Annotated in this window: 22 protein-coding genes; 11 read left to right on the top strand and 11 right to left on the bottom strand. The window is 44.5% G+C overall.

Going from position 1 to position 24,849, the window contains the following annotated elements:
• The 5 genes from murC (at position 1) to lpxC (ending at position 5,976) form a co-directional block, all read left to right on the top strand.
• Positions 1 to 1,458: a UDP-N-acetylmuramate--L-alanine ligase gene (gene murC, locus FR741_RS13055; protein WP_167426897.1), complete on the top strand. Its 1,458-nt coding sequence runs from the start codon at positions 1 to 3 to the stop codon at positions 1,456 to 1,458.
• A 192-nt stretch (positions 1,459 to 1,650) separates the two neighbouring features.
• Positions 1,651 to 2,433: a cell division protein FtsQ/DivIB gene (locus FR741_RS13050; RefSeq protein WP_012842151.1), complete on the top strand. Its 783-nt coding sequence runs from the start codon at positions 1,651 to 1,653 to the stop codon at positions 2,431 to 2,433.
• Positions 2,426 to 3,688 (top strand): cell division protein FtsA, encoded by a 1,263-nt coding sequence (ftsA, locus tag FR741_RS13045; RefSeq protein ID WP_012842150.1) that lies wholly within the window; start codon positions 2,426 to 2,428, stop codon positions 3,686 to 3,688. The genes FR741_RS13050 and ftsA overlap by 8 nt, the downstream gene beginning before the upstream one ends.
• Before the next feature lie 30 nt (positions 3,689 to 3,718).
• Entirely contained in the window at positions 3,719 to 4,957 is a 1,239-nt protein-coding gene (gene ftsZ / locus FR741_RS13040; RefSeq protein WP_012842149.1) for a cell division protein FtsZ, read from the top strand.
• A 101-nt stretch (positions 4,958 to 5,058) separates the two neighbouring features.
• Complete coding sequence (gene lpxC / locus FR741_RS13035; protein WP_025768410.1) at positions 5,059 to 5,976, top strand: UDP-3-O-acyl-N-acetylglucosamine deacetylase; 918 nt, start codon at positions 5,059 to 5,061, stop codon at positions 5,974 to 5,976.
• A gap of 113 nt (positions 5,977 to 6,089) precedes the next feature.
• Here lpxC and FR741_RS13030 read toward each other — a convergent pair whose 3' ends face one another.
• On the bottom strand, positions 6,090 to 6,548 hold the full coding sequence (locus FR741_RS13030; RefSeq protein WP_167426896.1) for a DUF721 domain-containing protein: 459 nt from the start codon (positions 6,546 to 6,548) through the stop codon (positions 6,090 to 6,092).
• Positions 6,549 to 6,956: 408 nt separating this feature from the next.
• On the opposite strand from FR741_RS13030, the gene secA reads away from it, so the two are divergent.
• From secA to dapB, 3 genes are all read left to right on the top strand, one after another.
• Entirely contained in the window at positions 6,957 to 9,686 is a 2,730-nt protein-coding gene (gene secA, locus FR741_RS13025; protein WP_005396435.1) for a preprotein translocase subunit SecA, read from the top strand.
• A 165-nt stretch (positions 9,687 to 9,851) separates the two neighbouring features.
• Entirely contained in the window at positions 9,852 to 10,250 is a 399-nt protein-coding gene (mutT, locus tag FR741_RS13020; protein WP_005396433.1) for an 8-oxo-dGTP diphosphatase MutT, read from the top strand.
• 110 nt (positions 10,251 to 10,360) lie between these two features.
• Positions 10,361 to 11,170: a 4-hydroxy-tetrahydrodipicolinate reductase gene (gene dapB, locus FR741_RS13015; RefSeq protein ID WP_006742699.1), complete on the top strand. Its 810-nt coding sequence runs from the start codon at positions 10,361 to 10,363 to the stop codon at positions 11,168 to 11,170.
• An 8-nt stretch (positions 11,171 to 11,178) separates the two neighbouring features.
• On the opposite strand, the gene FR741_RS13010 is transcribed toward dapB, so the two are convergent.
• Positions 11,179 to 11,406: a hypothetical protein gene (locus FR741_RS13010; protein WP_167426895.1), complete on the bottom strand. Its 228-nt coding sequence runs from the start codon at positions 11,404 to 11,406 to the stop codon at positions 11,179 to 11,181.
• A 245-nt stretch (positions 11,407 to 11,651) separates the two neighbouring features.
• Between FR741_RS13010 and carA the strand changes: the two genes are divergently transcribed.
• On the top strand, positions 11,652 to 12,791 hold the full coding sequence (gene carA / locus FR741_RS13005; protein ID WP_167426894.1) for a glutamine-hydrolyzing carbamoyl-phosphate synthase small subunit: 1,140 nt from the start codon (positions 11,652 to 11,654) through the stop codon (positions 12,789 to 12,791).
• A 16-nt stretch (positions 12,792 to 12,807) separates the two neighbouring features.
• The gene (gene carB, locus FR741_RS13000; RefSeq protein ID WP_167426893.1) at positions 12,808 to 16,041 is read left to right on the top strand and encodes a carbamoyl-phosphate synthase large subunit; all 3,234 of its coding nucleotides are present in this window, start codon (positions 12,808 to 12,810) and stop codon (positions 16,039 to 16,041) included.
• Between the two features lie 323 nt (positions 16,042 to 16,364).
• Here the strand turns inward: carB and FR741_RS12995 are convergent, their stop codons facing one another.
• On the bottom strand, positions 16,365 to 16,790 hold the full coding sequence (locus FR741_RS12995) for a hypothetical protein (protein ID WP_145473186.1): 426 nt from the start codon (positions 16,788 to 16,790) through the stop codon (positions 16,365 to 16,367).
• Entirely contained in the window at positions 16,787 to 17,656 is an 870-nt protein-coding gene (locus tag FR741_RS12990) for a hypothetical protein (protein ID WP_104974495.1), read from the bottom strand. The genes FR741_RS12995 and FR741_RS12990 overlap by 4 nt, the downstream gene beginning before the upstream one ends.
• Before the next feature lie 307 nt (positions 17,657 to 17,963).
• Between FR741_RS12990 and FR741_RS12985 the strand changes: the two genes are divergently transcribed.
• Positions 17,964 to 18,743 (top strand): TSUP family transporter, encoded by a 780-nt coding sequence (locus tag FR741_RS12985; protein WP_005396424.1) that lies wholly within the window; start codon positions 17,964 to 17,966, stop codon positions 18,741 to 18,743.
• Here FR741_RS12985 and FR741_RS12980 read toward each other — a convergent pair.
• From FR741_RS12980 to FR741_RS12950, 7 genes are all read right to left on the bottom strand, one after another.
• Positions 18,685 to 19,539, bottom strand: coding sequence for a LysR family transcriptional regulator (locus FR741_RS12980; RefSeq protein ID WP_104971268.1), 855 nt, complete (start codon positions 19,537 to 19,539; stop codon positions 18,685 to 18,687). The two genes, FR741_RS12985 and FR741_RS12980, sit on opposite strands and share 59 nt — an antisense overlap.
• A gap of 128 nt (positions 19,540 to 19,667) precedes the next feature.
• Positions 19,668 to 20,288, bottom strand: a complete 621-nt coding sequence (locus tag FR741_RS12975) for a TRIC cation channel family protein (protein ID WP_167426892.1) — start codon at positions 20,286 to 20,288, stop codon at positions 19,668 to 19,670.
• Positions 20,289 to 20,357: 69 nt separating this feature from the next.
• The gene (btuF, locus tag FR741_RS12970; protein ID WP_012842144.1) at positions 20,358 to 21,182 is read right to left on the bottom strand and encodes a vitamin B12 ABC transporter substrate-binding protein BtuF; all 825 of its coding nucleotides are present in this window, start codon (positions 21,180 to 21,182) and stop codon (positions 20,358 to 20,360) included.
• Positions 21,182 to 22,135, bottom strand: a complete 954-nt coding sequence (locus FR741_RS12965) for a cobalamin biosynthesis family protein (protein ID WP_167426891.1) — start codon at positions 22,133 to 22,135, stop codon at positions 21,182 to 21,184. The genes btuF and FR741_RS12965 overlap by 1 nt, the downstream gene beginning before the upstream one ends.
• Before the next feature lie 11 nt (positions 22,136 to 22,146).
• A complete protein-coding gene (gene mtnN / locus FR741_RS12960; RefSeq protein WP_167426890.1) occupies positions 22,147 to 22,842 on the bottom strand; it encodes a 5'-methylthioadenosine/S-adenosylhomocysteine nucleosidase in 696 nt (231 codons plus the stop codon).
• Positions 22,843 to 22,905: 63 nt separating this feature from the next.
• Complete coding sequence (locus FR741_RS12955) at positions 22,906 to 23,334, bottom strand: DUF1499 domain-containing protein (protein WP_041852996.1); 429 nt, start codon at positions 23,332 to 23,334, stop codon at positions 22,906 to 22,908.
• Positions 23,335 to 23,425: 91 nt separating this feature from the next.
• Complete coding sequence (locus FR741_RS12950) at positions 23,426 to 24,838, bottom strand: FAD-dependent oxidoreductase (protein ID WP_167426889.1); 1,413 nt, start codon at positions 24,836 to 24,838, stop codon at positions 23,426 to 23,428.
• Positions 24,839 to 24,849: the final 11 nt, after the last annotated feature.

Raw genomic sequence — 24,849 nt, 5'->3', positions numbered from 1 at the left:
ATGACAATCCAACATACACAAGACTTAGCTCAGATTCGCGCCATTGTGCCAGAGATGCGCCGCGTGAAATCCATCCACTTCATCGGTATTGGTGGTGCGGGCATGAGCGGCATTGCAGAAGTGCTGTTGAATGAAGGCTATCAAATCACGGGTTCTGACCTATCAGAAAACCCTGTGACAGAGCGTTTAGTATCAAAAGGTGCGACGGTATTTATCGGGCACCAAGCTAGCAATGTTGAAAAAGCCAGTGTGGTTGTGGTTTCAACCGCTATCAACGAAGAAAACCCAGAAGTGATGGCTGCGCGGGAGTTACGTATCCCTATTGTACGTCGTGCTGAGATGCTCGCTGAGTTGATGCGCTTCCGTCATGGTATTGCCGTTGCGGGCACGCACGGTAAAACGACGACGACGGCACTCGTGACACAAATCTATTCTGAAGCAGGCCTTGATCCAACGTTTGTAAACGGCGGCTTGGTGAAAAGCGCTGGTACAAATGCTCGTTTAGGCTCGAGTCGTATTCTAATTGCCGAGGCGGATGAGAGCGACGCGTCATTCCTGCACCTGCAACCAATGGTAAGTATTGTCACCAATATCGAAGCCGATCATATGGATACTTATGGTGGTGACTTTGAAACGTTAAAGCAAACCTTCATTGATTTTCTACACAATCTACCGTTCTACGGCCAAGCTATTGTTTGTATTGATGATCCTGTGGTTCGAGAGTTAATCCCACGTATTAGTCGTCAAGTGATTACTTACGGTTTCTCCGAAGATGCTGACGTACGCATTGAAAACTATCGTCAAGAAGGTCAGCAAGGCAAATTTACGGTAGTACGTAAAGGGCGTGCCAACCTAGATATTACTCTGAACATTCCAGGTCGTCACAATGCACTTAATGCGTCGGCTGCGATTGCAGTGGCTACCGAAGATGACATTGAAGACGATGCAATTCTAAAAGCAATGGCCGGTACGCAAGGCACGGGACGACGTTTTGATCACCTTGGCGAGTTTGATACCGGTAATGGTCATGCCATGTTAGTGGATGATTACGGACACCACCCAACAGAAGTTGATGTGACCATTAATGCTGCGCGAAGCGGTTGGCAAGATAAACGTCTCGTTATGATTTTCCAACCACACCGTTATAGCCGTACTCGTGATCTATACGATGACTTTGCGAATGTTCTAGAGCAAGTTGATGTATTAATCATGTTGGATGTTTATGCCGCAGGTGAAAAGCCAATTGCAGGAGCTGATGGACGTTCATTGTGTCGCACAATTCGCAGCCGAGGTAAGGTAGATCCGATTTTTGTTCCAGAAATCGAGCAATTACCTTCAGTTTTAGCTAACGTTATACAAGACGGCGACCTAATCTTAACGCAAGGTGCGGGTGATGTTGGTAAAGTGGCGAAACAACTGGCAGGTCTTGAATTAAATATAAACAAGATGCTTGGTTAACATAGATTGTTGGCGCGAAGGACAGATAAAGACTCAGATCTCGATTTTGCGTCAATATCATTGTGATTTATTGCTATCAGTGTTTGATAGTTTACAAGAGCTCAGTATAATCCCAAGGTTAAAGTCAAGACTTTTACCTCTGCGTAATTATGTGGGTAAAAAGTACACGACAAAAGTCAGGAAACGAAGACGTTGTTGAATATTGCACTGAATGACGAGCGACCAAACACGGATAATAACCGTGGTCGCCAAGAGAAAATCTTGGGTGCGTTATTTTTCGTTGTGGTTGTGACCTTAATTAGTTCTGTTTTGTACTCGGCGATCAGTTGGATGTGGGATGACCAAAGGTTACCTCTCTCCAAAATAGTACTTCAGGGAAAACTGGAGTATGTCCAAGCTGACGATGTGCAGGCTGCATTTAGTCGAATAGATCACATCGGTACATTTATGTCTCAGGATATTGATGTATTACAGCAAAGTGTCGAAGCTCTGCCGTGGGTGGCGCATGCCGCAATCCGAAAGCAGTGGCCGGATACAGTAAAAGTTTTTTTGACAGAGCATCAACCTGAAGCCATTTGGAATGGCAACGAACTGTTAGATAAAAACGGGTTTGTTTTTGATGGCGATGTGGCTCTGTTACAAGAAGAAAAAGTGAAACTGTACGGACCCAAAGACAGCGGGCCAGAAGTCTTACAGACTTACCGTGATTTGAGTCCTAAGTTTCAGCAATTGGGTTTAGCGATATCGTCTCTGGTATTAAACGAGCGACGAGCTTGGCAAATCATCCTTGATAACGGTATTCGATTAGAGCTCGGTAAAGAGTCTCTTCTTGAGCGTATAGAGCGATTTTTTAAGCTCTATAACAAGCTTGGCAGTGACACGCAAAGAATCAGTTATATCGATCTTAGGTACGATACAGGAGCCGCAGTTGGTTGGTTTCCTGAACAAGAGTTAGAAGAGAGTACAGATGACTAAGGCCGCTGATGACAACATTATTGTTGGTCTTGATATAGGCACTGCAACCGTATCGGCTCTAGTGGGTGAGGTTCTACCAGACGGTCAAATTAATATTATTGGCGCAGGTAGTAGCCCTTCACGTGGCATGGATAAAGGTGGCGTGAATGACTTGGAGTCGGTTGTAAAATCAGTACAACGTGCAATTGATCAAGCTGAATTGATGGCCGAGTGCCAGATCAGCCGAGTCTTCATTTCGTTGTCTGGTAAGCATATCGCAAGCCGAATTGAAAAAGGTATGGGCACGATTTCAGATGAAGAAGTGTCTCAAGAAGACATGGATCGCGCTATCCATACCGCAAAATCGATTAAAATCGGTGATGAACAGCGAATCCTTCATGTGATTCCGCAAGAGTTCACCATTGATTACCAAGAGGGAATCAAAAATCCGCTTGGTTTATCTGGGGTAAGAATGGAAGTAAGTGTCCACCTTATCTCATGCCATAATGACATGGCACGCAATATTATTAAGGCGGTAGAACGATGCGGCCTTAAAGTAGAGCAACTCGTATTTTCTGGGCTTGCTGCAAGTAATGCAGTAATCACCGAGGATGAAAGAGAGCTTGGAGTTTGTGTGGTGGATATTGGCGCCGGCACGATGGATGTGGCCATCTGGACTGGCGGTGCGTTACGTCACACAGAAGTATTTTCGTACGCAGGAAATGCTGTAACCAGCGATATTGCTTTTGCTTTTGGTACGCCAGTGAGCGATGCTGAAGAAATAAAAGTCAAATATGGCTGTGCTTTGAGTGAACTGGTCAGTAAGGATGACACGGTTAATGTACCAAGCGTAGGTGGGCGACCATCACGTAGTCTGCAACGTCAAACGTTGTCAGAAGTGATTGAGCCACGCTACTCTGAGCTTATGGGACTGGTTAACCAAACTATTGACTCTGTACAAGCGAAATTGCGCGAAGAGGGTATAAAGCACCATCTAGCTGCGGGAGTTGTACTCACCGGCGGTGCTGCGCAAATGGACGGAGTGATAGAATGTGCGGAACGCGTATTCCGCAATCAAGTAAGGGTCGGCAAACCGCTCGAAGTCAGCGGATTAACTGACTATGTAAAAGAGCCGTACCATTCTACGGCAGTTGGATTACTTCATTACGCAAGAGACATGCAGTCTAGCGACGATAGCGATTATAATGAACCTAAACGCTCATCTGTTACTGGCTTTTTCGATAAATTGCGTAACTGGATACAAAAAGAGTTTTAACCTGAGTTGCAGGATAAACGGAGACAACACATGTTTGAACCGATGATGGAAATGTCTGACGATGCAGTAATCAAGGTCGTTGGGGTTGGTGGCGGCGGTGGTAACGCCGTTGAACACATGGTGCGTGAATCCATCGAAGGTGTGGAATTCATCAGCGTCAACACTGATGCGCAAGCACTTCGTAAGACAAGCGTTGGCAATGTTATTCAGATCGGTGGCGATATCACCAAAGGTCTGGGTGCAGGTGCTAATCCACAGGTTGGCCGTGACGCAGCTCTCGAAGACAGAGATAGAATTAAAGATTCCCTAACTGGCGCCGATATGGTGTTTATCGCAGCTGGTATGGGTGGCGGTACAGGTACTGGTGCAGCACCTGTTATTGCTGAAGTAGCTAAAGAGCTTGGCATTCTAACTGTCGCGGTAGTGACAAAACCGTTCAGCTTTGAAGGCAAAAAGCGTTTGGCGTTCGCTGAGCAAGGTATCGATGAGCTGTCTAAGCACGTTGACTCTTTGATTACGATTCCAAACGAAAAGCTGCTTAAAGTACTTGGCCGTGGTGTCACGCTACTAGAAGCTTTTGCAAGTGCGAACGACGTTCTTAAGAACGCAGTTCAAGGCATTGCAGAGCTAATTACTCGCCCTGGCATGATCAACGTCGACTTTGCGGACGTAAGGACAGTAATGTCTGAAATGGGTCACGCGATGATGGGCAGCGGTATTGCTAAAGGCGAAGATCGTGCTGAAGAAGCGGCTGAAATGGCAATTTCTAGCCCACTTCTGGAAGACATCGATCTAGCGGGCGCTCGTGGTGTTCTTGTCAATATTACTGCAGGTCTGGATATGCGTCTTGACGAGTTTGAGACGGTTGGTAATACAGTGAAAGCATTTGCTTCTGACAATGCAACTGTTGTTATCGGTACTTCTCTAGATCCAGATATGACTGATGAAATCCGCGTAACAGTTGTAGCGACAGGTATTGGCAATGAGAAAAAACCAGATATCACGCTAGTTGCGGGTGGTAAAGCGAAAGTGGCTCCGACGCCGCAGGCTCAACCACAACAGCAAGCGGCGGCAACGCAAGCTGAAGAGAAACCGGCACAAACCTTGCAAAATAATCAAGTGCAAGAGAAGCCACAGGTAACTCCTCAGCCGACAAATACAGTTTCTTCTTCTCCAGCATCGTCGAGCCAAAGCTCTGCGGCTCCGAAGCAAGAGAAGGAAAGTGGTTATTTAGATATCCCGGCATTTTTGCGTCGTCAGGCTGATTAATCTTTAATCCATAAATTTGACATGGCTCAAAATTATGGTAGCATTCACGGTCGACGTTACAGACGGCCGTGTTTTGTAGCAAATTTTTGAGAGGCAAGCAGATGATCAGACAACGTACTCTGAAAGAAATAGTGAAAACAACTGGTGTGGGCCTCCACTCTGGTCGTAAAGTCACGCTTACTCTGCGCCCGGCTGCTGCAAATACAGGTATCATTTACCGTCGTACAGATGTAAACCCACCTGTAGATTTTCCAGCTGATCCAGCTTCTGTTCGTGACACCATGCTATGTACTGCATTGGTAAACGACGAAGGTGTGCGTATTTCAACTGTAGAACACTTGAATGCGGCACTTGCTGGTATGGGCATCGACAACATTATTGTCGAAGTAGATGCACCTGAAATTCCAATTATGGATGGTAGTGCTAGCCCATTTGTATACTTGCTACAACAAGCAGGTATCGAAACGCAAAATGCGCCAAAACGTTTCATCCGTATTAAAAAGCCAGTTCGTTTTGAAGATGGCGATAAATGGGCAGAGTTTGTACCATTTAACGGCTTCCGCATGGACTTCGAAATTGAATTTAATCACCCTGCTATTGAGTCAGACGAACAGCGCTTGCTGTTTGATTTCTCTTCAAAAGGCTTCGTTCGTGAAATTTCTCGTGCACGTACGTTTGGCTTTATGCGTGATATCGAATATCTACAATCTCAAAACCTAGTATTGGGTGGTAGTTTCGACAATGCTATCGTATTGGATGATTACCGTATTCTTAACGAAGAAGGTCTACGCTTTGAAAATGAGTTTGTGACTCACAAAGTGTTGGATGCGATTGGTGATCTTTACATGTGTGGTCACCCAATCATCGGTGAATTTCGCGCCTTTAAATCGGGTCACGGTTTGAACAACCAACTTCTGCGAGCAGTTCTTGCTGATCAGGAAGCGTGGGAGTGGACTACATTCGAAGAAGAAGTCGGCTCACCAGTAGCATTCGCTGAACCAAATATGGTGCTTGCGTAAATACTCGGCATTAAAATTAATAAAAAACCAGGCTTATGCCTGGTTTTTTGCTATTTGGCTTTAATCTTGGGCTTATTAATAGCATTCGAGCTTTCAGCATATTGAAATAACGGTTACTTACGGTCTTTCTTTTCTGCCATATCGGCCAATCGCTTTAAACGCTCTTGAATTTTAGGCGGTGCCATGTCGGCAATCGTCATCAATGACTTTGCTGCAGATTCTGTTAATGGTGGACGTTTAGGTCTGTCGTCTTGTTCGAAACGATTTCTGTATAATGATGGATTGATCCTCACTTCAACGCTCATCAGTTTGGCAAAGCCTTGAGTACGAAGTTTATTTAGGATCATGAGGCGATCGTAATCGATCTTCATTTTGATCGCGGCACTAGAAGCATCGATCAATAGGTGGCCGTTACGAACATTCGCCACCCGGCAATGATCGGCCGTCCCAGTGGGTAAGATCTCTTGCAAAGCTTGGTTAAGCTGTAAGATTTCTCCAGCATGTTCTTGAATCTGCTTGAACTGTGATTCAGCAATAACATCTTCAGTCGAGGTTGGACGGTGATCACGCATAGGTAAAATCTAATTTTGTTGAGATATCAGCTATTCTAGAGCAGCTTTCTATCAAGGTATAGTTTACATTAACGTCTTTCGCTTCAGTTTTACAATGTAGCAAGGTAAAAAGCAAAGTCTGCTCTGAATAAATTACACATATTGTGGTATGCAATATCGTCTAATCAGTCACCACTTTAAGTAAAAACTTCAGAGTGCTTCAAACAAATACGTCTATTTATGGTTGTATCGATGAAAAATCCTTACACTAAGCCACATTGTTTCGAAACTTAGCCTTGAAATATGGATGTTTGAACTCAATATCTTTGATAAATGATTTATCTCAGTATTCTTAGTTCCAAACTGGCAGAGACTGAAGGCATTATGAGTAGATCGGGAACGGTCTGATTAAAGAGAGATTCACGAAAAATGATAACTAAGCTACTGACAAAAGTGATTGGCAGTCGCAACGACCGAACACTGCGCCGCCTTAGAAAAATTGTAAAAGAAATTAATAACTACGAGCCAACATTCGAAGCTCTAAGTGATGAAGAGTTAAAAGCAAAGACGGTTGAGTTCCGTGAGCGCCTAGAGAAAGGTGAAACTCTTGATAAACTACTTCCTGAAGCTTTTGCTACGGTTCGTGAGGCATCTAAGCGTGTCTACGGCATGCGTCACTTCGACGTTCAGCTTATCGGTGGTATGGTTCTAAATGCGGGTCAAATTGCGGAAATGCGTACAGGTGAAGGTAAAACGCTGACTGCAACGCTTCCAGCTTACTTAAATGCTCTTGCTGGTAAAGGCGTTCACATCGTAACAGTGAACGATTATCTAGCTAAACGTGATGCTGAGACGAACCGCCCTCTATTTGAATTTTTAGGTATGACCGTTGGCGTAAACGTGCCAAACATGCCTCCTCAAGAGAAAAAAGAAGCGTACCAAGCTGACATTCTATACGGAACCAACAATGAATTTGGTTTTGACTACCTTCGTGACAATATGGCTTTCCGTAGCGAAGACCGTGTACAGCGTGATCGCTTCTTTGCTGTTGTCGATGAGGTGGACTCAATCCTAATTGATGAAGCTCGTACTCCTTTGATCATTTCTGGTCCTGCTGAAGATAGCTCTGAGCTATACACTCGAATCAACCTTTTGATCCCGCATCTGAAAAAGCAAGATAAAGAAGACTCTGAAGAATACCGTGGTGATGGTCACTACACTGTTGATGAAAAATCAAAGCAAGTATACCTAACAGAAACAGGTCAAGAATACGTTGAAGAACTGTTGGTGAAAAACGGTCTGATGGAGGAAGGGGATACACTTTACTCTCCGGCTAACATCAGCATGTTGCATCACGTGAATGCTGCTTTGCGTGCTCATGTGTTATTCGAGCGTAACGTTGATTACATCGTTACTGATGAAGGCGAAGTGGTCATCGTTGATGAACACACTGGTCGTACAATGCCAGGTCGTCGTTGGTCTGAAGGTCTTCACCAAGCAGTAGAAGCGAAAGAAGGCGTTAAGATCCAAAACGAAAACCAAACTTTGGCTTCTATTACCTTCCAGAACTACTTCCGTTTATACGAAAAACTGTCAGGTATGACAGGTACAGCGGATACTGAAGCGTTCGAATTCCAGTCTATCTATGGTTTGGAAACGGTGGTTATCCCAACCAACAAGCCGATGATTCGTAACGATATGCCAGATGTGGTTTACCGTACTGAAGCAGAGAAGTTTGCGGCAATCATTGAAGATATTAAAGAGCGTGTTGCCAAAGGGCAGCCAACGCTTGTTGGTACTGTGTCGATTGAAAAGTCAGAACTTCTTTCTAACGCATTGAAGAAGGCTAAGATCAAACACAACGTATTGAACGCGAAATTCCATGAGAAAGAAGCGGAAATTGTTGCTGAAGCGGGCATGCCTGGTGCGGTAACTATCGCGACCAACATGGCCGGTCGTGGTACGGACATTGTGCTTGGCGGTAGCTGGCAATCAAAAGTTGAAGCTTTAGAGAACCCAACTCAAGAGCAAATCGATGCGATTAAAGCAGAGTGGAAAGTGGTGCATGACCAAGTGCTAGAAGCTGGTGGTCTACATATCATCGGTACTGAGCGCCACGAATCTCGCCGTATTGATAACCAGCTACGTGGTCGTTCCGGTCGTCAAGGTGATGCGGGTTCATCGCGCTTCTACCTATCTATGGAAGACTCTTTGCTACGTATTTTCACTTCTGATCGTATGGCGAGCCTTATTCAAAGTGGTATGGAAGAAGGTGAAGCTATTGAATCGAAAATGCTTTCTCGCTCAATTGAAAAAGCACAGCGCAAAGTGGAAGGTCGGAACTTTGATATCCGTAAGCAGCTGCTTGAATACGATGATGTAGCGAACGATCAACGTAAGGTTGTCTACGAACTGCGTGACGAGTTAATGAACGTTGAAGACATCAGCGGCATGATCGAGCAAAACCGTGAAGATGTGCTAACAGCGGTTATTGATGAGTACATTCCACCACAGTCACTAGAAGATATGTGGGATGTTGAAGGTCTACAAGAGCGCTTGAAAGCGGACTTCGATCTTGATGCGCCAGTGAAGCAATGGCTTGAAGAAGACGACAAGCTTTACGAAGAAGCACTACGTGAAAAGATCATCAACCTAGCCGTTGAAGTGTACAAAGAGAAAGAGGAAGTGGTGGGTGCACAAGTGCTTCGCAACTTCGAAAAATCGGTCATGCTTCAGACTCTGGATACGCTTTGGAAAGAGCATTTGGCTGCGATGGATCACTTGCGTCAAGGTATCCATTTACGTGGTTACGCACAGAAGAACCCAAAACAAGAATACAAACGTGAGTCGTTTGAACTGTTTGAGGGTCTACTAGAAGCGCTGAAAACAGATGTTATTACTGTTCTATCTCGTGTTCGCGTTCAGCAACAAGAAGAAGTTGAACGCATGGAAGAACAGCGTCGTGCGCAAGCTGAAGAAGCAGCTCGTCGTGCGCAAGCGCAACACGCTGCAGCACAAAACCCGCTTTCTGAAGGTGAAGAATCTGAAGAAGGTTCAAATCAACCAATGGTACGTGATGAACGTAAAGTAGGTCGTAATGAACCTTGCCCTTGTGGCAGTGGCAAGAAGTACAAACAGTGCCACGGCAAAATCGACTAATCTGTTAGTCGGATTATTTATCAAAGAGTCGCTTAGGCGACTCTTTTTTTAAATAAATTCTTTGGCTATCAAATTCCTAAGTTTGATAGGTCAGCAAGTTTTTGAGATGTAGAAGCTCGTTGTCACAATAGAAAAGTACAACGGTCTTGAGAGTTAGGAATCCCCATGAAAAGAATTCACATAGTCGCGGCAATTATTTTTAACCAAGACAAATCAAAGATCTTTATTACAAAGCGTCCTGATGATAAGCACAAAGGCGGGTTTTGGGAGTTTCCGGGTGGCAAAGTCGAGCCGGGAGAAAGCATTGAGCTTGCTATTACAAGAGAACTCGAAGAAGAAGTGGGAATTGAAGTTATTGAGCAAGCCCCTTTTGAACACTTGGAATACGACTATCCAGATAAATCACTCAAGTTTGATTTTATTACAGTATCTCAATTCAGTAATGAGCCTTACGGTCGAGAAGGTCAAGAAGGATGCTGGGTTGAAATCAGCGAATTGGGCGACTACACCTTTCCTGAAGCGAACGTACCTATCTTGGAGCGTGTTGTAAAAGAGTTTGCTTAAGCTCGATGAACTTGCTTGTGGTAACCACGGTATGTTGTTAGTTTAAACAGATTAAGCGAAACGAGAGAACGAGAGCAAACCTCGTTATCCAGAGAAGGAGAGAAAGCGCAATGGTTCGTATTGCAATCGCAGGAGCAGCTGGCCGAATGGGCCGCAATTTGGTTAAAGCTTCACACCTTAATCCTGAAGCGACAGTGAGCGCGGGATCAGAACGACCTGAGTCTTCACTCGTCGGCGTCGATATCGGTGAACTTTGTGGTGAAGGTAAATTCGATGTGCTCTTAACAGATGATCTTGCTAAAGACGTCGATAATTTTGATGTAATCATCGATTTCACCGCTCCAGTAAGCACATTAGCGAATCTCGAGTTGTGTAAGAAATACGGTAAGAGCATTGTGATTGGGACGACTGGCTTCAGCGATGCAGAGCGTGATCTTATCGATGAAGCAGCCAAGCAAGTGCCTGTTGTGATGGCGCCAAATTATTCTGTAGGCGTAAACCTTGTCTTTAAGCTTCTTGAGAAAGCGGCCAAAGTGATGGGGGATTACTGTGATATCGAGATTGTTGAAGCACACCATCGCCATAAAGTTGATGCCCCCTCTGGTACCGCTATCGGAATGGGAGAAGCTATTGCTGGTGCGATGGGTAATAAGCTGAATGATGTAGCTGTCTATGCCCGAGAAGGCATTACTGGTGAACGAACAAAAGATGAGATCGGCTTTGCTACGATTCGCGCTGGCGATATCGTCGGTGAGCATACAGCTATGTTTGCTGATATCGGGGAACGAGTTGAAATAACGCACAAAGCGACTGATCGCATGACGTTTGCTAATGGAGCCGTAAAGGCTGCCGTTTGGTTGAGTGCTAAACCTGCGGGCTTTTATACCATGACGGATGTTTTGGGATTGAATGAACTCTAAATACATAATTATTCGCCGGCGCTAGCCGGCTTTTTTATATCTATAGAATTGTTTGTAAATAAAATGATTCTGATAGAGAAGATTTTAGCACTTACTTTTGTTATGTTTTTGTCTGTTTTGGCTTTATTTTTGGGTGTAACCGTTAAAAGTGTTCCTGTTTTTGTCGTAGTGAACGTTTGCGTTAAAAACTCATAATTTTTTGTGATCCCTAAAAAGTTCAAATTTGTAAAATTCATTAAACCTCTATCCCTCCCTATGTAATAGCATTCAAAAGTTGTCTTTTTGAGCCTTACTGATTCGAAATGACCTTACTCGCTAGAAATTGATAATTTATTTTTGATTGTAGGTTGACAGGTTTCCAGTCCAACTTTAGAATACCGCCAATTTGTCTGAAATACCTATTTATGTAGATTTTATAGGTAAAGGAAGGCATGTTTGCAGTTTGATTTATTTTTTTTGCATTTTTATTCTGGAGGTTGTCTTGGGTAAATTAGCACTGTTAGTCCTAGAAGATGGGACAGTGTTCCACGGAGTGTCCATAGGGGCAGATGGTATTTCCGTTGGTGAAGTCGTTTTTAATACCTCGATGACGGGGTATCAAGAAATCCTCACTGATCCTTCCTATTCTCAGCAAATCGTCACCCTTACTTATCCTCACATTGGCAATACCGGAACCACTTCCGAAGATGAAGAATCCTCTTCCATTCATGCACAAGGCCTTGTGATTCGCGATCTTCCTCTTATCGCTTCTAACTTCCGTAATGAACAATCCCTCTCTGATTACCTTAAGTCTCAAAATATCGTTGGCATCGCTGATATTGATACGCGAAAGCTCACTCGTATCTTGCGTGAAAAAGGTGCTCAAAACGGCTGTATTGTTGCGGGCAACAACCTAGACGAAGCTTTGGCACTAGCGAAAGCAAAAGAATTCCCAGGCTTAAAAGGAATGGACCTTGCGAAAGAAGTTACAACAAAAGAAGCGTATCAATGGAAGCAAGGTTCGTGGACGCTTGAAGGTGGACTTCCAGAGGCGAAAGATGACAGCGAGCTGCCATACCATGTTGTCGCTTACGACTTCGGCGCAAAACGCAACATCTTACGAATGTTGGTTGACCGCGGCTGCCGCTTAACGGTTGTACCTGCAGAAACGTCAGCGGAAGAAGTTCTGGCACTAAATCCAGATGGCGTATTCTTATCGAACGGCCCTGGTGACCCAGAACCATGTACTTACGCGATTGAAGCAACCAAAGTGTTCCTAGAAAAAGGCCTGCCAATTTTTGGTATTTGTCTAGGTCACCAAATTCTGGCGCTAGCATCAGGTGCGCAAACGGTGAAAATGAAGTTTGGTCACCACGGTGCAAACCACCCAGTAAAAGATTTAGAGCGTAACGTTGTGATGATCACTTCGCAAAACCACGGCTTTGCGGCAGATGAAGCAACATTACCGGAAAACTTACGTGCTACTCACGTATCGCTATTTGATGGCTCTTTGCAAGGTATCCACCGCACAGACAAGCCAGCATTTAGCTTCCAAGGTCACCCAGAAGCGAGCCCTGGTCCACATGACGCGGCACCGCTATTTGACCACTTTATCGAACTAATCAAAAAACACAGCGCTTAATTCGGAGTAGTAGATAATGCCAAAACGTACTGACATTCAAAGTATTCTAATTCTTGGTGCTGGTCCGATTGTTATCGGTCAGGCATGTGAGTTTGACTACTCTGGCGCACAAGCGTGTAAAGCTCTTCGCGAAGAAGGTTACCGAGTTGTCCTGGTTAACTCTAACCCAGCAACCATCATGACTGATCCTGAAATGGCAGATGCAACTTACATCGAGCCAATTCAATGGGAAGTAGTACGTAAGATCATCGAGAAAGAACGTCCAGATGCAGTTTTGCCAACCATGGGTGGCCAGACTGCACTTAACTGTGCGTTAGACTTAGAGAAACACGGCGTACTAGAAGAATTCGGCGTAGAGATGATCGGCGCAACTGCAGATGCAATCGACAAAGCGGAAGACCGTTCTCGTTTTGATAAAGCGATGAAGTCTATCGGCCTTGAGTGTCCTCGCGCAGATACAGCGAAGAGCATGGAAGAAGCTTACAAAGTTTTAGATATGGTTGGCTTCCCTTGTATCATCCGTCCATCGTTCACCATGGGTGGCACTGGTGGTGGTATCGCGTACAACAAAGAAGAGTTCGAAGAAATCTGTCGTCGCGGTCTGGACTTATCTCCGACCAACGAACTTCTTATCGATGAGTCACTAATCGGTTGGAAAGAGTACGAAATGGAAGTCGTTCGTGACAAAGCGGACAACTGTATCATCGTATGTTCAATCGAAAACTTTGATCCAATGGGTATCCACACGGGTGACTCAATCACAGTAGCACCAGCACAGACACTGACTGACAAAGAATACCAGCTAATGCGTAATGCATCGCTAGCCGTTCTACGTGAAATTGGTGTTGAAACAGGTGGTTCAAACGTACAGTTTGGTATCAACCCGAAAGATGGCCGTATGGTTATCATCGAGATGAACCCACGTGTATCTCGCTCTTCTGCGTTAGCGTCAAAAGCAACAGGTTTCCCAATCGCTAAGATTGCCGCGAAGCTTGCTGTTGGCTTTACTCTGGACGAACTACAAAACGACATCACGGGCGGTGCAACACCAGCATCATTCGAGCCAACTATCGACTACGTCGTAACTAAGATTCCTCGCTTTAACTTCGAGAAATTTGCTGGCGCAAACGACCGTCTGACTACTCAGATGAAATCGGTTGGTGAGGTAATGGCAATTGGTCGTAACCAACAAGAATCTCTTCACAAAGCACTTCGTGGCCTAGAAGTTGGCGCAACTGGTTTTGACGAGATGGTCGATTTAGAAGCACCAGATGCACTGACTAAGATTCGTCACGAACTTAAAGAAGCAGGCGCTGAGCGTATCTGGTACATCGCCGATGCATTCCGAGCTGGCATGTCAGTTGACGGCGTGTTCAACTTGACTCAAATTGACCGTTGGTTCCTGGTTCAAATCGAAGAAATCGTAAAACTCGAAGAGCAAGTCAAGGCGGGCGGCTACGCAGGTTTGACCAAAGAAGTGCTTCGCCAGATGAAACGTAAAGGCTTCTCTGATGCGCGCTTGTCTAAACTGCTTGGTGTCGCTGAAAGTGAAATTCGCCGTGCTCGTGAGCAGTTTGATATTCACCCGGTTTACAAACGTGTAGATACGTGTGCCGCTGAGTTTTCTTCTGATACGGCTTACATGTACTCATCTTACGATGAAGAGTGTGAAGCAAACCCAACAGACAAAGACAAGATCATGGTTCTTGGTGGCGGTCCAAACCGTATCGGCCAAGGTATTGAATTCGATTACTGTTGTGTACACGCATCACTTGCGCTGCGTGAAGACGGTTACGAAACCATCATGGTTAACTGTAACCCAGAAACGGTATCTACTGACTACGATACGTCTGATCGTCTGTACTTCGAACCAGTAACTCTGGAAGATGTACTGTCTATCGCTCGCGTCGAAAAACCAAAAGGTGTGATTGTTCAGTACGGTGGTCAAACGCCACTTAAACTGGCTCGAGCTCTAGAAGCGGCTGGTGTTCCAATCATTGGTACTAGCCCAGATGCTATCGACCGTGCGGAAGACCGTGAACGCTTCCAGGCAGCTGTTGACCGTCTAGGTCTACTTCAGCCAGAAAACGCGACAGTAACAACGATGGAACAGGCGGTTGAAAAATCGAAAGAAATTGGCTTCCCATTAGTTGTTCGCCCGTCTTATGTACTCGGTGGTCGTGCGATGGAAATTGTTTACGATGAGCAAGACCTGCGTCGCTACTTCAACGAAGCAGTAAGCGTATCGAACGAGTCTCCAGTTCTACTAGACCGTTTCTTGGATGATGCAACCGAAGTTGATATTGATGCTATCTGTGACGGTGAACGCGTCGTTATCGGCGGTATCATGGAACACATCGAACAAGCCGGTGTTCACTCTGGTGACTCTGCATGTTCACTGCCTGCATACACGCTAAGTCAGGAAATTCAAGACAAGATGCGTGAGCAAGTTGAGAAGCTGGCGTTCGAACTCGGTGTACGCGGTTTGATGAACACGCAGTTTGCTGTGAAAGACAACGACGTTTACCTAATCGAAGTGAACCCTCGTGCTGCTCGTACGGTACCATTCGTATCGAAAGCGACAGGTGCACCTCTAGCGAAAATCGCTGCACGTGTAATGGCGGGTCAATCTCTAGAGTCACAAGGCTTTACTAAAGAGATTATCCCTCCTTACTACTCAGTGAAAGAAGTGGTTCTGCCGTTCAACAAATTCCCTGGCGTTGACCCGCTATTGGGCCCAGAAATGCGCTCAACAGGTGAAGTAATGGGCGTTGGCGCAACATTCGCAGAAGCTTACGCGAAAGCAGAGCTAGGTTGTGGTGCAGTTTACCCTGAAGGTGGTCGTGCGCTACTGTCTGTACGTGAAGGCGATAAAGAGCGTGTTGTTGACCTGGCTTCTAAGCTAGTGAAACTGGGTTACCAGTTGGATGCGACACACGGTACTGCTGTAATTCTGGGCGAAGCGGGTATTAACCCACGTTTGGTAAACAAAGTACACGAAGGTCGTCCACACATTCTTGACCGTATCAAGAACAACGAATACACCTACATCGTAAACACGGCTGCTGGTCGTCAAGCGATTGAAGATTCGAAAGTTCTACGTCGCGGCGCACTGGCAGAGAAAGTGAACTACACAACGACACTGAACGCAGCGTTCGCTACATGTATGTCTCATACTGCAGACGCAAAAGCGTCAGTAACTTCGGTTCAAGAGCTACACGCAAAAGTGAAAGCTAGTCTAGACGCGTAACAGATAAAAATCAGTAAGCTCGTTAATCAGGGCTTACATGACAACCTCATTGCCCGCTCATTTGAGCGGGCTTTTTTATATTGAGGTTTTTCTAAAATGAAGAGCATTAAAGTGTGCTAGGAACGATTGGTATGCTTTGCTTTTGAAGATCATCAAGCTAATTATGGCAAGCAATATTCCCAAAGATGAAGAAATAGTACTACCACTTGCTACAACAAAGTTGACCCTGTAGGCCTGAGGGATTAAGCCGATCATAATTCTTTAAACAGATAGGTAATTAGCAAAAGTTAAAATAAGCAGTGTTGAGCTTAAAAACATACTAACTATGGAGCTATTCGGTATATTCTTTTTTCTAAGACTAAGTTATAAGTTGATTCTTCAGTATCAAGAGAGTATCCGTTACTTTTTGCAAAAATATCTGCCGCTATTAGTGAAGGATAAAGAAGAAAAAAACTAGTTACCGATATGATTAGAAATACCTTACTAGAATTTTTAAACTCACTTTTAGTTAGGAATTTATTTGATTTTAATGTTTTTACAGACATTCTAGAGCATTCAAATAAGATCAAACTAGAGCCTATGATCAAAATATCAGCCTGATCAAAAGATGAATAACTTTCATTATTATAGATTTTAATATAAAAATCTGACAATCCATCAAAACCACATATTAACAGTGATATTGCGGATACTAATAAAACTATTAAATAAAAAAATACTTGCGTTCGGTCGTAACTCTCTTTTTTCACCGTAACAAACCTCGCTGTATTTCTTGAGAGAAGATCATACTTTGAGTCTTACGTTGAATCTCATTATATTCTTCTTTTGCTCTTTTCTTTGCTTCTATATCTCTTTGCTTTAAGTAAATATCTATAGAGGTTATTAACTTCTGTGTTAAACCTCGTTTATCATTTTCTCTATTCAATAAAAGACCTACAGCCGAGCTTATCAAAATAGCCCCTAATAATGGGCCAGCGCTTAAAGTTACAACACTGCCACCCACTGCTGCGGCAAAGTTTACAAATATAGCTGCTGCAGCTGACGATAACCCGATAGTGATTATATCACTAGCTAAAGTACCAAATAGTTTGGCTAAGGTTTGACGGTCATTGAGGAAAAAGTCAATCACTCTGTATGTGGATATTAAGATAATTGTTATTATGCCCCCACTTCTAATGGATTGTAATGCCCCTTCTGGTCCAACAGCGAACTTTGCCACAGTTGGTGTGGGAAGAAACTTTCCTAATCCAGAAAGCTTTGAGTGCATAGCAGGGGAGCCTGTGAGTATGATATGTGGAGCTCCAGAATAATTTTTGACGATAACAGAGCTATTATTTCCGTACAAATAGTTTGATAAGTTGGTTATAAAAACTAAGTCCTGTCCTGTAGCATAATAGTTTGCTGAATTTTCAAACATTCCCTTTATGTTTTTCCAACGTTCTATTTTCGCTTTGTCTTTTACTTTGTTCTTGACAACGATATCAAAACTCTCGATAGATAAGATAATGGTTTCTTTATCTCGATGTTGATTATTTGATTTATAAAGTGGGTAGGTGCTTATACTACCAGTACTTTTTGAGGATTGATGTCGTGATAAAGGGTAGTTGCTAGTCATGTATTTTCCTCAGATATCGGACTTCGAACACTGACAATGTAAACTCTACATGCTGAACAGATTTTTTATATTCGTCTAGTTTTATATTTAAAGGTAAGCGTTTGATCTCATTATTAGGAATCGATTTGTGACAGTGATTCAATTCTTCCTAACAACTAAATTTTATATAAAAGTTTGGAATCAAGTTTATGCATTAATTCTATGAAAATTAGGAATAGATTGGTGTCTTGACTTTCCATTGGTGGTTTTGTGAATAAGTGCTACCGTTTTTCCTCTTTGATGCCTCTTTAAATAAAAAGGATGTGTAGTGGAAATCACGGTTGAGATTTTGTTGGCCCTATTTTTTGTTGCGACTGCCGCAGGCTTTATTGATGCGATGGCTGGTGGGGGAGGGCTCATTACGCTCCCTGCGCTTTTGGCTGCGGGGTTGAGTCCGACTCAAGCTCTAGCAACCAACAAGTTACAAAGTTCGTTTGGCAGTTTCTCTGCTAGCTGGTATTTCGTGCGTAACGGTATTGTCAGCCTAAAGGAAATGCGTTTCGCGATACTCTGCACTTTTATAGGCGCAGCAATCGGTGCCGAGGCTGTGCAGTTTATTGATGCTAGCGTACTCACCAGTTTGATCCCTGTTCTTTTGATAGCCATTTCCCTCTATTTTTTACTCGCGCCAAGTACGCGAAAAATCGATGGAGAACCAAAGTTATCTGAAGCGATGTTTGCGCTATGCATTGGTGGCGGGATCGGTTTCTATGATGGCTTTTTTGGCCCTGGGACTGGATCTATTTTTACTGTTTGTTTTGTTGCACTGGGTCACTTTTCTTTGGTCGAAGCCACTGCTAGAACAAAAATCCTCAATTTCACGTCAAACATAGCGGCACTACTCTTTTTTATCTTAGCCGGGTTGCCAGTGTGGAAGCTCGGTTTAACCATGGCTGTTGGCGGTTTTCTTGGTGCTCAGTTAGGGGCGAAGGTCGTGGTAAGTAAAGGGCAAAAATGGATTCGTCCTCTAGTTATTGTGATGTCGATGCTCATGGCAACGAAACTTCTTTGGCAACAACATCAGCAATGGATTTTGTCAGTGCTTTAACTCGTTCGCTGCGATATGTGCTGTGGCGCAAGCAGATATGTATTGGTCGAATTAACTGTCCTAGTTCTTCAAAGTCATAGCAGAATTTGGGTGTGATATTAAGTGTCTTCAGGATAGATTTAGGAATTAAAGCAGGAGCCATTCCGCCCAAAGCCAGTTGTGCTGCCGCAGTGTATGAATCCATTTCCATCAAAGGCTCAATTCCGTATTTTGACAAAATAGCCTGTTGGTAAGTGTTGGCAGGATTGGTTAAGTCATTGGTCAAAATGGCTTTGGGTAGTTGCGAAAGTGGGTATCTACTGACGATTGAAAAAGGTTCATCAGCGAGGTGAAGGCTCATTAATCCATGATGAGGCGGTAAATAACCAGCACAGAATCCCAGTGTCGCTTTACCTGATTTGACGTTCTCAATAATGCGTGGTGTATGATTGGTCGATATTCGTATGTATTGGTCATGGGCAAAGCGTTCTGCCATGATCACACTAAGGTATCCAGCGACTAAGGTTTCAGAGCAGTCTATCTTGATCAAAGAAGTATCTTCTATTTCTTGCTGATCATAGATCTGACCTCTTAACTCATTGAACGTTGGCTCGATCGTGTTGATGAGCGCAAGGCCATCGGAGGTCAGCTTTATGTGCCGACCACTTGGCTCAATCAATTTTTTTCCTAACTTCTTCTCTAGATTCGAAATGCGCTTACTCACCGCAGATTGACTAATATAGAGTTGGCTGCCCGTGCGGCTCATGGTTTTTTCTTTACTGAGGACAAGTAACGTCTCAATACCTTCAAGCAACATAATAATTAATGAAAGTTAGGAATGGTTGAGATAATTTAGCGAATTGTCCAAGAATTGGCTAATCAAATGAGCATAAATGAGAGGAGCCGACACTTGGTCGACTCGATGATGAGTGATGCTGTTTGTGTTTAACGGTTAATTGCGAAAGTTGGCAGGGATAGATGCCAACGAATAGCACCGAGACGTATAATGAGCGTTGAGATTACACCAGCGAGTAAAGCCGTTGAGTGGTCATAACCCATGTTTACCGCCATCGTATGGAAGATGCCGCCAATAATACATGCCGTAGCGTAGACTTCACTTCTTAATACCATAGGAACTTCGCGAGCCAGCACGTCTCGTATAATGCCACCTCCACAGCCAGTAATAACCCCCATTATCACAGCGACCATTCCAGATGCATTGTAGGCGAGTGCCTTCTCTACTCCAATTCCCACAAATACAGCGAGACCGATGGCATCACAAACGGGTAATACCCACCATGAGAGTCGCTTGGGTCTTCGAATAACAAACATGGTTAGTAGACACGTAACAAATATCACCCATAAGTACGTAGTATCTGTTATCCAAAATACAGGAGTGGCACCTAGCGCCATGTCTCGGATTGTTCCGCCACCAATAGCAGTCACACTGCCGAGAACGATAACGCCGAATGGATCCATTTTTAAACGGCCCGCCAGTAACACGCCAGAGATAGCGAAAACAGCGGTACCGAACAAATCGATCATATAAAGCAGCATGGAGTCCATGTTACTTAGTACCTTTATATAGTGTGAGAAAAAATGGGCGGAAATTGTACGGTATTTGCCACGAAATCGTTAGCGTTTTTGACGAACGCTTTTAAAGTGCTCACACACTTCTGTGATCGCATTTAGTGTGCGTGGGGTTGGGCGGTTAATCCAATCTGAGTTTAGAGACCAGATGTGTTTATTTCTAAGCGCGGGAAGCTCATTGCTCCACTCTGCCCACATACCATCATTACTCATTGCGTGACGAGAAGTAAAAATAACCTCTGGTTGGCGAGTGATGACCTGCTCGATGCTGACCTGAGGATAAGGCGCGCTGGATGCTGCGAAAATGTTTTCACCACCGCAAAAAGTAAAGACTTCACTTGGCCAGTTCTTCCCGGCGACAGTGATGATAGGCTTTTCACTCAACTGATAAAAGTAACGAACTTTCTCATGCGTGTTGTACTTCTCTTTTAGTGTATTCAGTTGCGTTCTAAAATCTTCAGCGGCCTTTTGTCCTATTTGCGGGGTTTCGCTGTATTGGCTTAGCTGCTCGATATTATTGGCGATATCTTCCAGTGAGCCTGTAGTGGAATAATAGATAGGAATGCCGAACTGTTTAATTTTCTCCAGCTCTTTTGCCGGGTTTCCTGCCGGCCAAGCAATGACTAAATCCGGTTGAAGAGCAATAATGCGCTCTAATTTAATTCCTTGGTAATTAGAGACTCTTTCCAGCTGCTTTGCCTGCTCTGGATAATCACTCATTTCGCTGACAGCAACAAGCTTGTCTCCTAGCCCTGCCGCAAAGGCAATTTCAGTGGCATGCGGAGCTAAACTTACAATGCGTTGCGCTGGTGTTTGAGCGAAGGTCGCTGTCGAAACAAACAGCGTTAATGCGAAGCATAGTTTATTCATCATAATCCTTGATAAATCATTCCTAAAAGCAGACTTTGGATAGCTATCCAAACGAAGACTCGCCAAACGAGCAGCGTATGTATTTGTGAAAGGTGAATAGCTGATGGGGCGATTCGTCCACCGATTTTTGCGCGTTCCGCACGTATACCTTGATAGATAGCAGGGCCGCATAAAGAGAGTTGTAGTTTGTGTCCGATGGTACACAACACCCAGGCAGGCCCGGGTAGTGGCCAAGACTTCGCTTGTTGCTGTACACCAGAAAGCACATTGCTTACGTTCTTTCCTACAGCTAAAAGTATGGCAAAGAGACGAAGTGGAATAATATCCAGAGCGGCAACCAGCTGAACGGCAGGTTTACCAAAGGGCAAATATTGGCGTCGGCTAGGAGACCAAACTCGAGCTAACTCTGTAGTTAGTCGATACATTAACGCACCAATACCACCTGCGAGTGCGTACCAAAATAACACACCGATTACGTTGCGGCAGTATCCCATAATCACAGTTTCTGAGCTTGCTTTACCTATGCCGATGATCGAGAGGCTGTCAGTATCGCGATTAAGATATGGTCTCAGTAATTGTCGGCACTGGGCTTTGTCTTCTCTCGACATACTTGTGACGAGTTGTTTTGTTAAGGCTTCGCTGTTGCGCCAGTCCAAAGCAATGATCAATAGCACTAATTCGTATAAAGGCACTTGCCAAACGAATGGCTCCACTGCAATCAGCAAGAGCAAGCAAGGCAATAGCATCAAGCCCAATGCAAGACTGCCGGAGGTCAGGCTCTGTGAGTAACTGTGATTATTGTTCACTTTGTTGGCGAGCTGCTCAGCTAACTTTCGCCATAAAGTGATGGGATGCGATGAACGGGGGATTGGTAAAAGAAGGTGAAAGAGCAGTGCGCCCCACATAATAAGGAGCGCACCGTTGGCATAAAATGACTGAAAAACTTCTTCCATGAATGAGTCGTTTACTTAATGAGTTCCAGCATTTTGAATACCATTTCAGAAGAGCTTTTTGCTGCTAGCGGTAGGAACTCATCAAAGCTCATTGGTGACTCTTTATCAGCGACATCAGAGATTGCGCGCACAACAACAAACGGCGTGTTGAATTGGTGACAAGTTTGAGCGATAGCAGATGCTTCCATTTCTACCGCGATAACGGATGGGAAGTGCTTACGAATAAACTCTTGGCGTTCAGCGGTGCAAACAAATGCATCACCAGTACAGATCAGGCCGCGAACTGCATGAGTGTTTTCCATTTGCGCTAGTGCCTTTTCTGCTAAATCCATTAGCTCTTCATCCGCTTTGAATGCAGCAGGCTGGCCAGCCATTTGGCCAATTTCATAACCAAAAGCGGTCACGTCTGCATCGTGATGACGAACTTCTGTTGAGATAACAACATCACCTAGATTTAGGCTTGAATCGAAGCCACCAGCAGAGCCTGTGTTAATCACAACATCTGGCTGGTATTCATCAAGAAGAATGGTAGTGCCTACTGCAGCTGCAACTTTACCGATACCTGATTGTAGTACGACTACTTCTACATCATTAATTTGACCAGAGAAAAACGTACAACCTGCTTTATTTACGGTTTTGCAGTTTGTGATTGCTTCTTTCAGGATGGTCACTTCTTGTTCCATCGCACCGATGATACCAACTTTCATAACACTCTCTTTCGGTAAATATTTTAGTTGGCCGAGAGTATAGCACTCCCCGTGAGCAGTTTTCTATTTGATGAGCTTAGCTTGAGTGAGCTTTTCTCGTAATTGTTCGGCGCGCTTTCTGTTTACGCCAAAGTCAGAATAGCCCACACGTGACTCTGAGCGAACAATCAGTTTGTCTCCTGCTACTTTTAATTCGAGGTCATCCACGAAGCGCATGATTTTAGATGTGCATTCTATCCGAAGGTAATCACCCTCTTTTACCGCGGTTTTGGCGCCAGGAAGTTGAAGCGCGGCTTGCTCAATGGCATCTAACGTTGCGGACTCAGTGAGCAAAAAAGGTGCTAATTGAAACTTGTCTCTTGAGTCTTGAGTTGAAACGCAATTTGGTTTGTCACCACAAGGTGATTGAGAACGATCTGGCATACTGGTGACTCCTTGGCTGCAGGCTGTAAGGCTGAGTAAAGTGATGGAAAGGAGAGCGGCTTTTTTCATTGTATTTACTCTTATAGTTTTGCTTCTAATTATATGGATACAAAAGAAAAAGGATCCAATAATAGGATCCTTTTTGTGAGGTTAGCTGTGATTAGACTTCTAGGTAATCAAGAATGCCTTCTGCCGCTTTTCGCCCTTCATCAATGGCGGTTACGACGAGGTCTGAGCCACGGACCGCATCACCGCCAGCGAAGATTTTCGCATTGCTGGTTTGGTACATGAACGCTTGCTCAACAGGTGCCTTGATACGTCCCCATTGGTCTAAATCGACACCATACGGTTCTAACCAGTCCATTTTGTGTGGCTGGAAACCAAATGCCATGATCACGGCATCCGCAGGCAATACATGTTCACTGCCTTCCACTGGTTCTGGTCTGCGACGACCTGCATCATCGGGCTCACCTAAAGCGGTTTTTACCACTTTAACGCCCGATACGTTACCTGAGGCGTCGACCTCCACACCGAGTGGTTGCAGGTTAAACATAAACTTCACGCCTTCCTCTTTAGCGTTTTTTACTTCTCGACGTGAACCTGGCATGTTGGCTTCGTCACGACGATAAGCACAAATCACATTGGAGGCTCCTTGGCGAATAGAGGTTCGTACACAGTCCATTGCAGTATCGCCACCACCAAGCACGACCACTTTCTTTCCTGCCATGTCGATAAAAGGTTGGTTGTTCTCAAGCTCCATGACTTTGTAGGTATTCGAAATTAAAAATGGCAGCGCGTCATACACACCCGGCGCATCTTCATTATCTAGACCTGCACGCATGTATTTATAAGTGCCAACGCCCAAGAAAACAGCATCGTATTCATCAAGCAGCTCTTGCATTTGCACATCTTTACCGACTTCCATGTTCATGCGGAACTCGACGCCCATTTCAGTGAACACACGGCGGCGGTTTTCCATCACGCCTTTTTCAAGCTTGAATGAAGGAATGCCGAAGGTCAGAAGGCCTCCAATTTCAGGGTAGCGGTCAAACACGACTGGCTTAACGCCATTGCGCACTAGGATATCCGCGGCAGCCAAGCCAGCTGGGCCTGCTCCAATGATTGCGACCTTTTTATCGGTCCACTCCACCTTGGACATATCTGGCTTCCAGCCCATTTCAAACGCTTTGTCGGTAATGTACTTTTCTATGTTACCGATGGTGACGGCACCAAAGTCATCATTAAGCGTGCATGAACCTTCACATAGGCGGTCTTGAGGACAAACGCGCCCACATACTTCCGGTAGGCTATTGGTTTGATGCGATAGTTCAACCGCTTCAAGAATACGACCTTCATTGGCAAGTTTTAACCATTGAGGGATGTAGTTGTGGACTGGGCATTTCCATTCACAATATGGGTTGCCACAATCTAAGCAGCGATCCGCTTGTGCAGTGGCTTGTTGCTTAGTAAACGGCTCGTAGATTTCAACGAACTCGATCTTACGAACTTTGATCGGCTTTTTAGCCGGATCGACACGTTGAACATCGATAAATTGATAAACGTTCTGGCTCATGATTCAAACAT

The sequence above is a fragment of the Vibrio diabolicus genome (assembly GCF_011801455.1).
Classification (GTDB): Bacteria; Pseudomonadota; Gammaproteobacteria; order Enterobacterales; family Vibrionaceae; genus Vibrio; species Vibrio diabolicus.
This window is presented reverse-complemented; position numbering and strand designations above follow the sequence as displayed.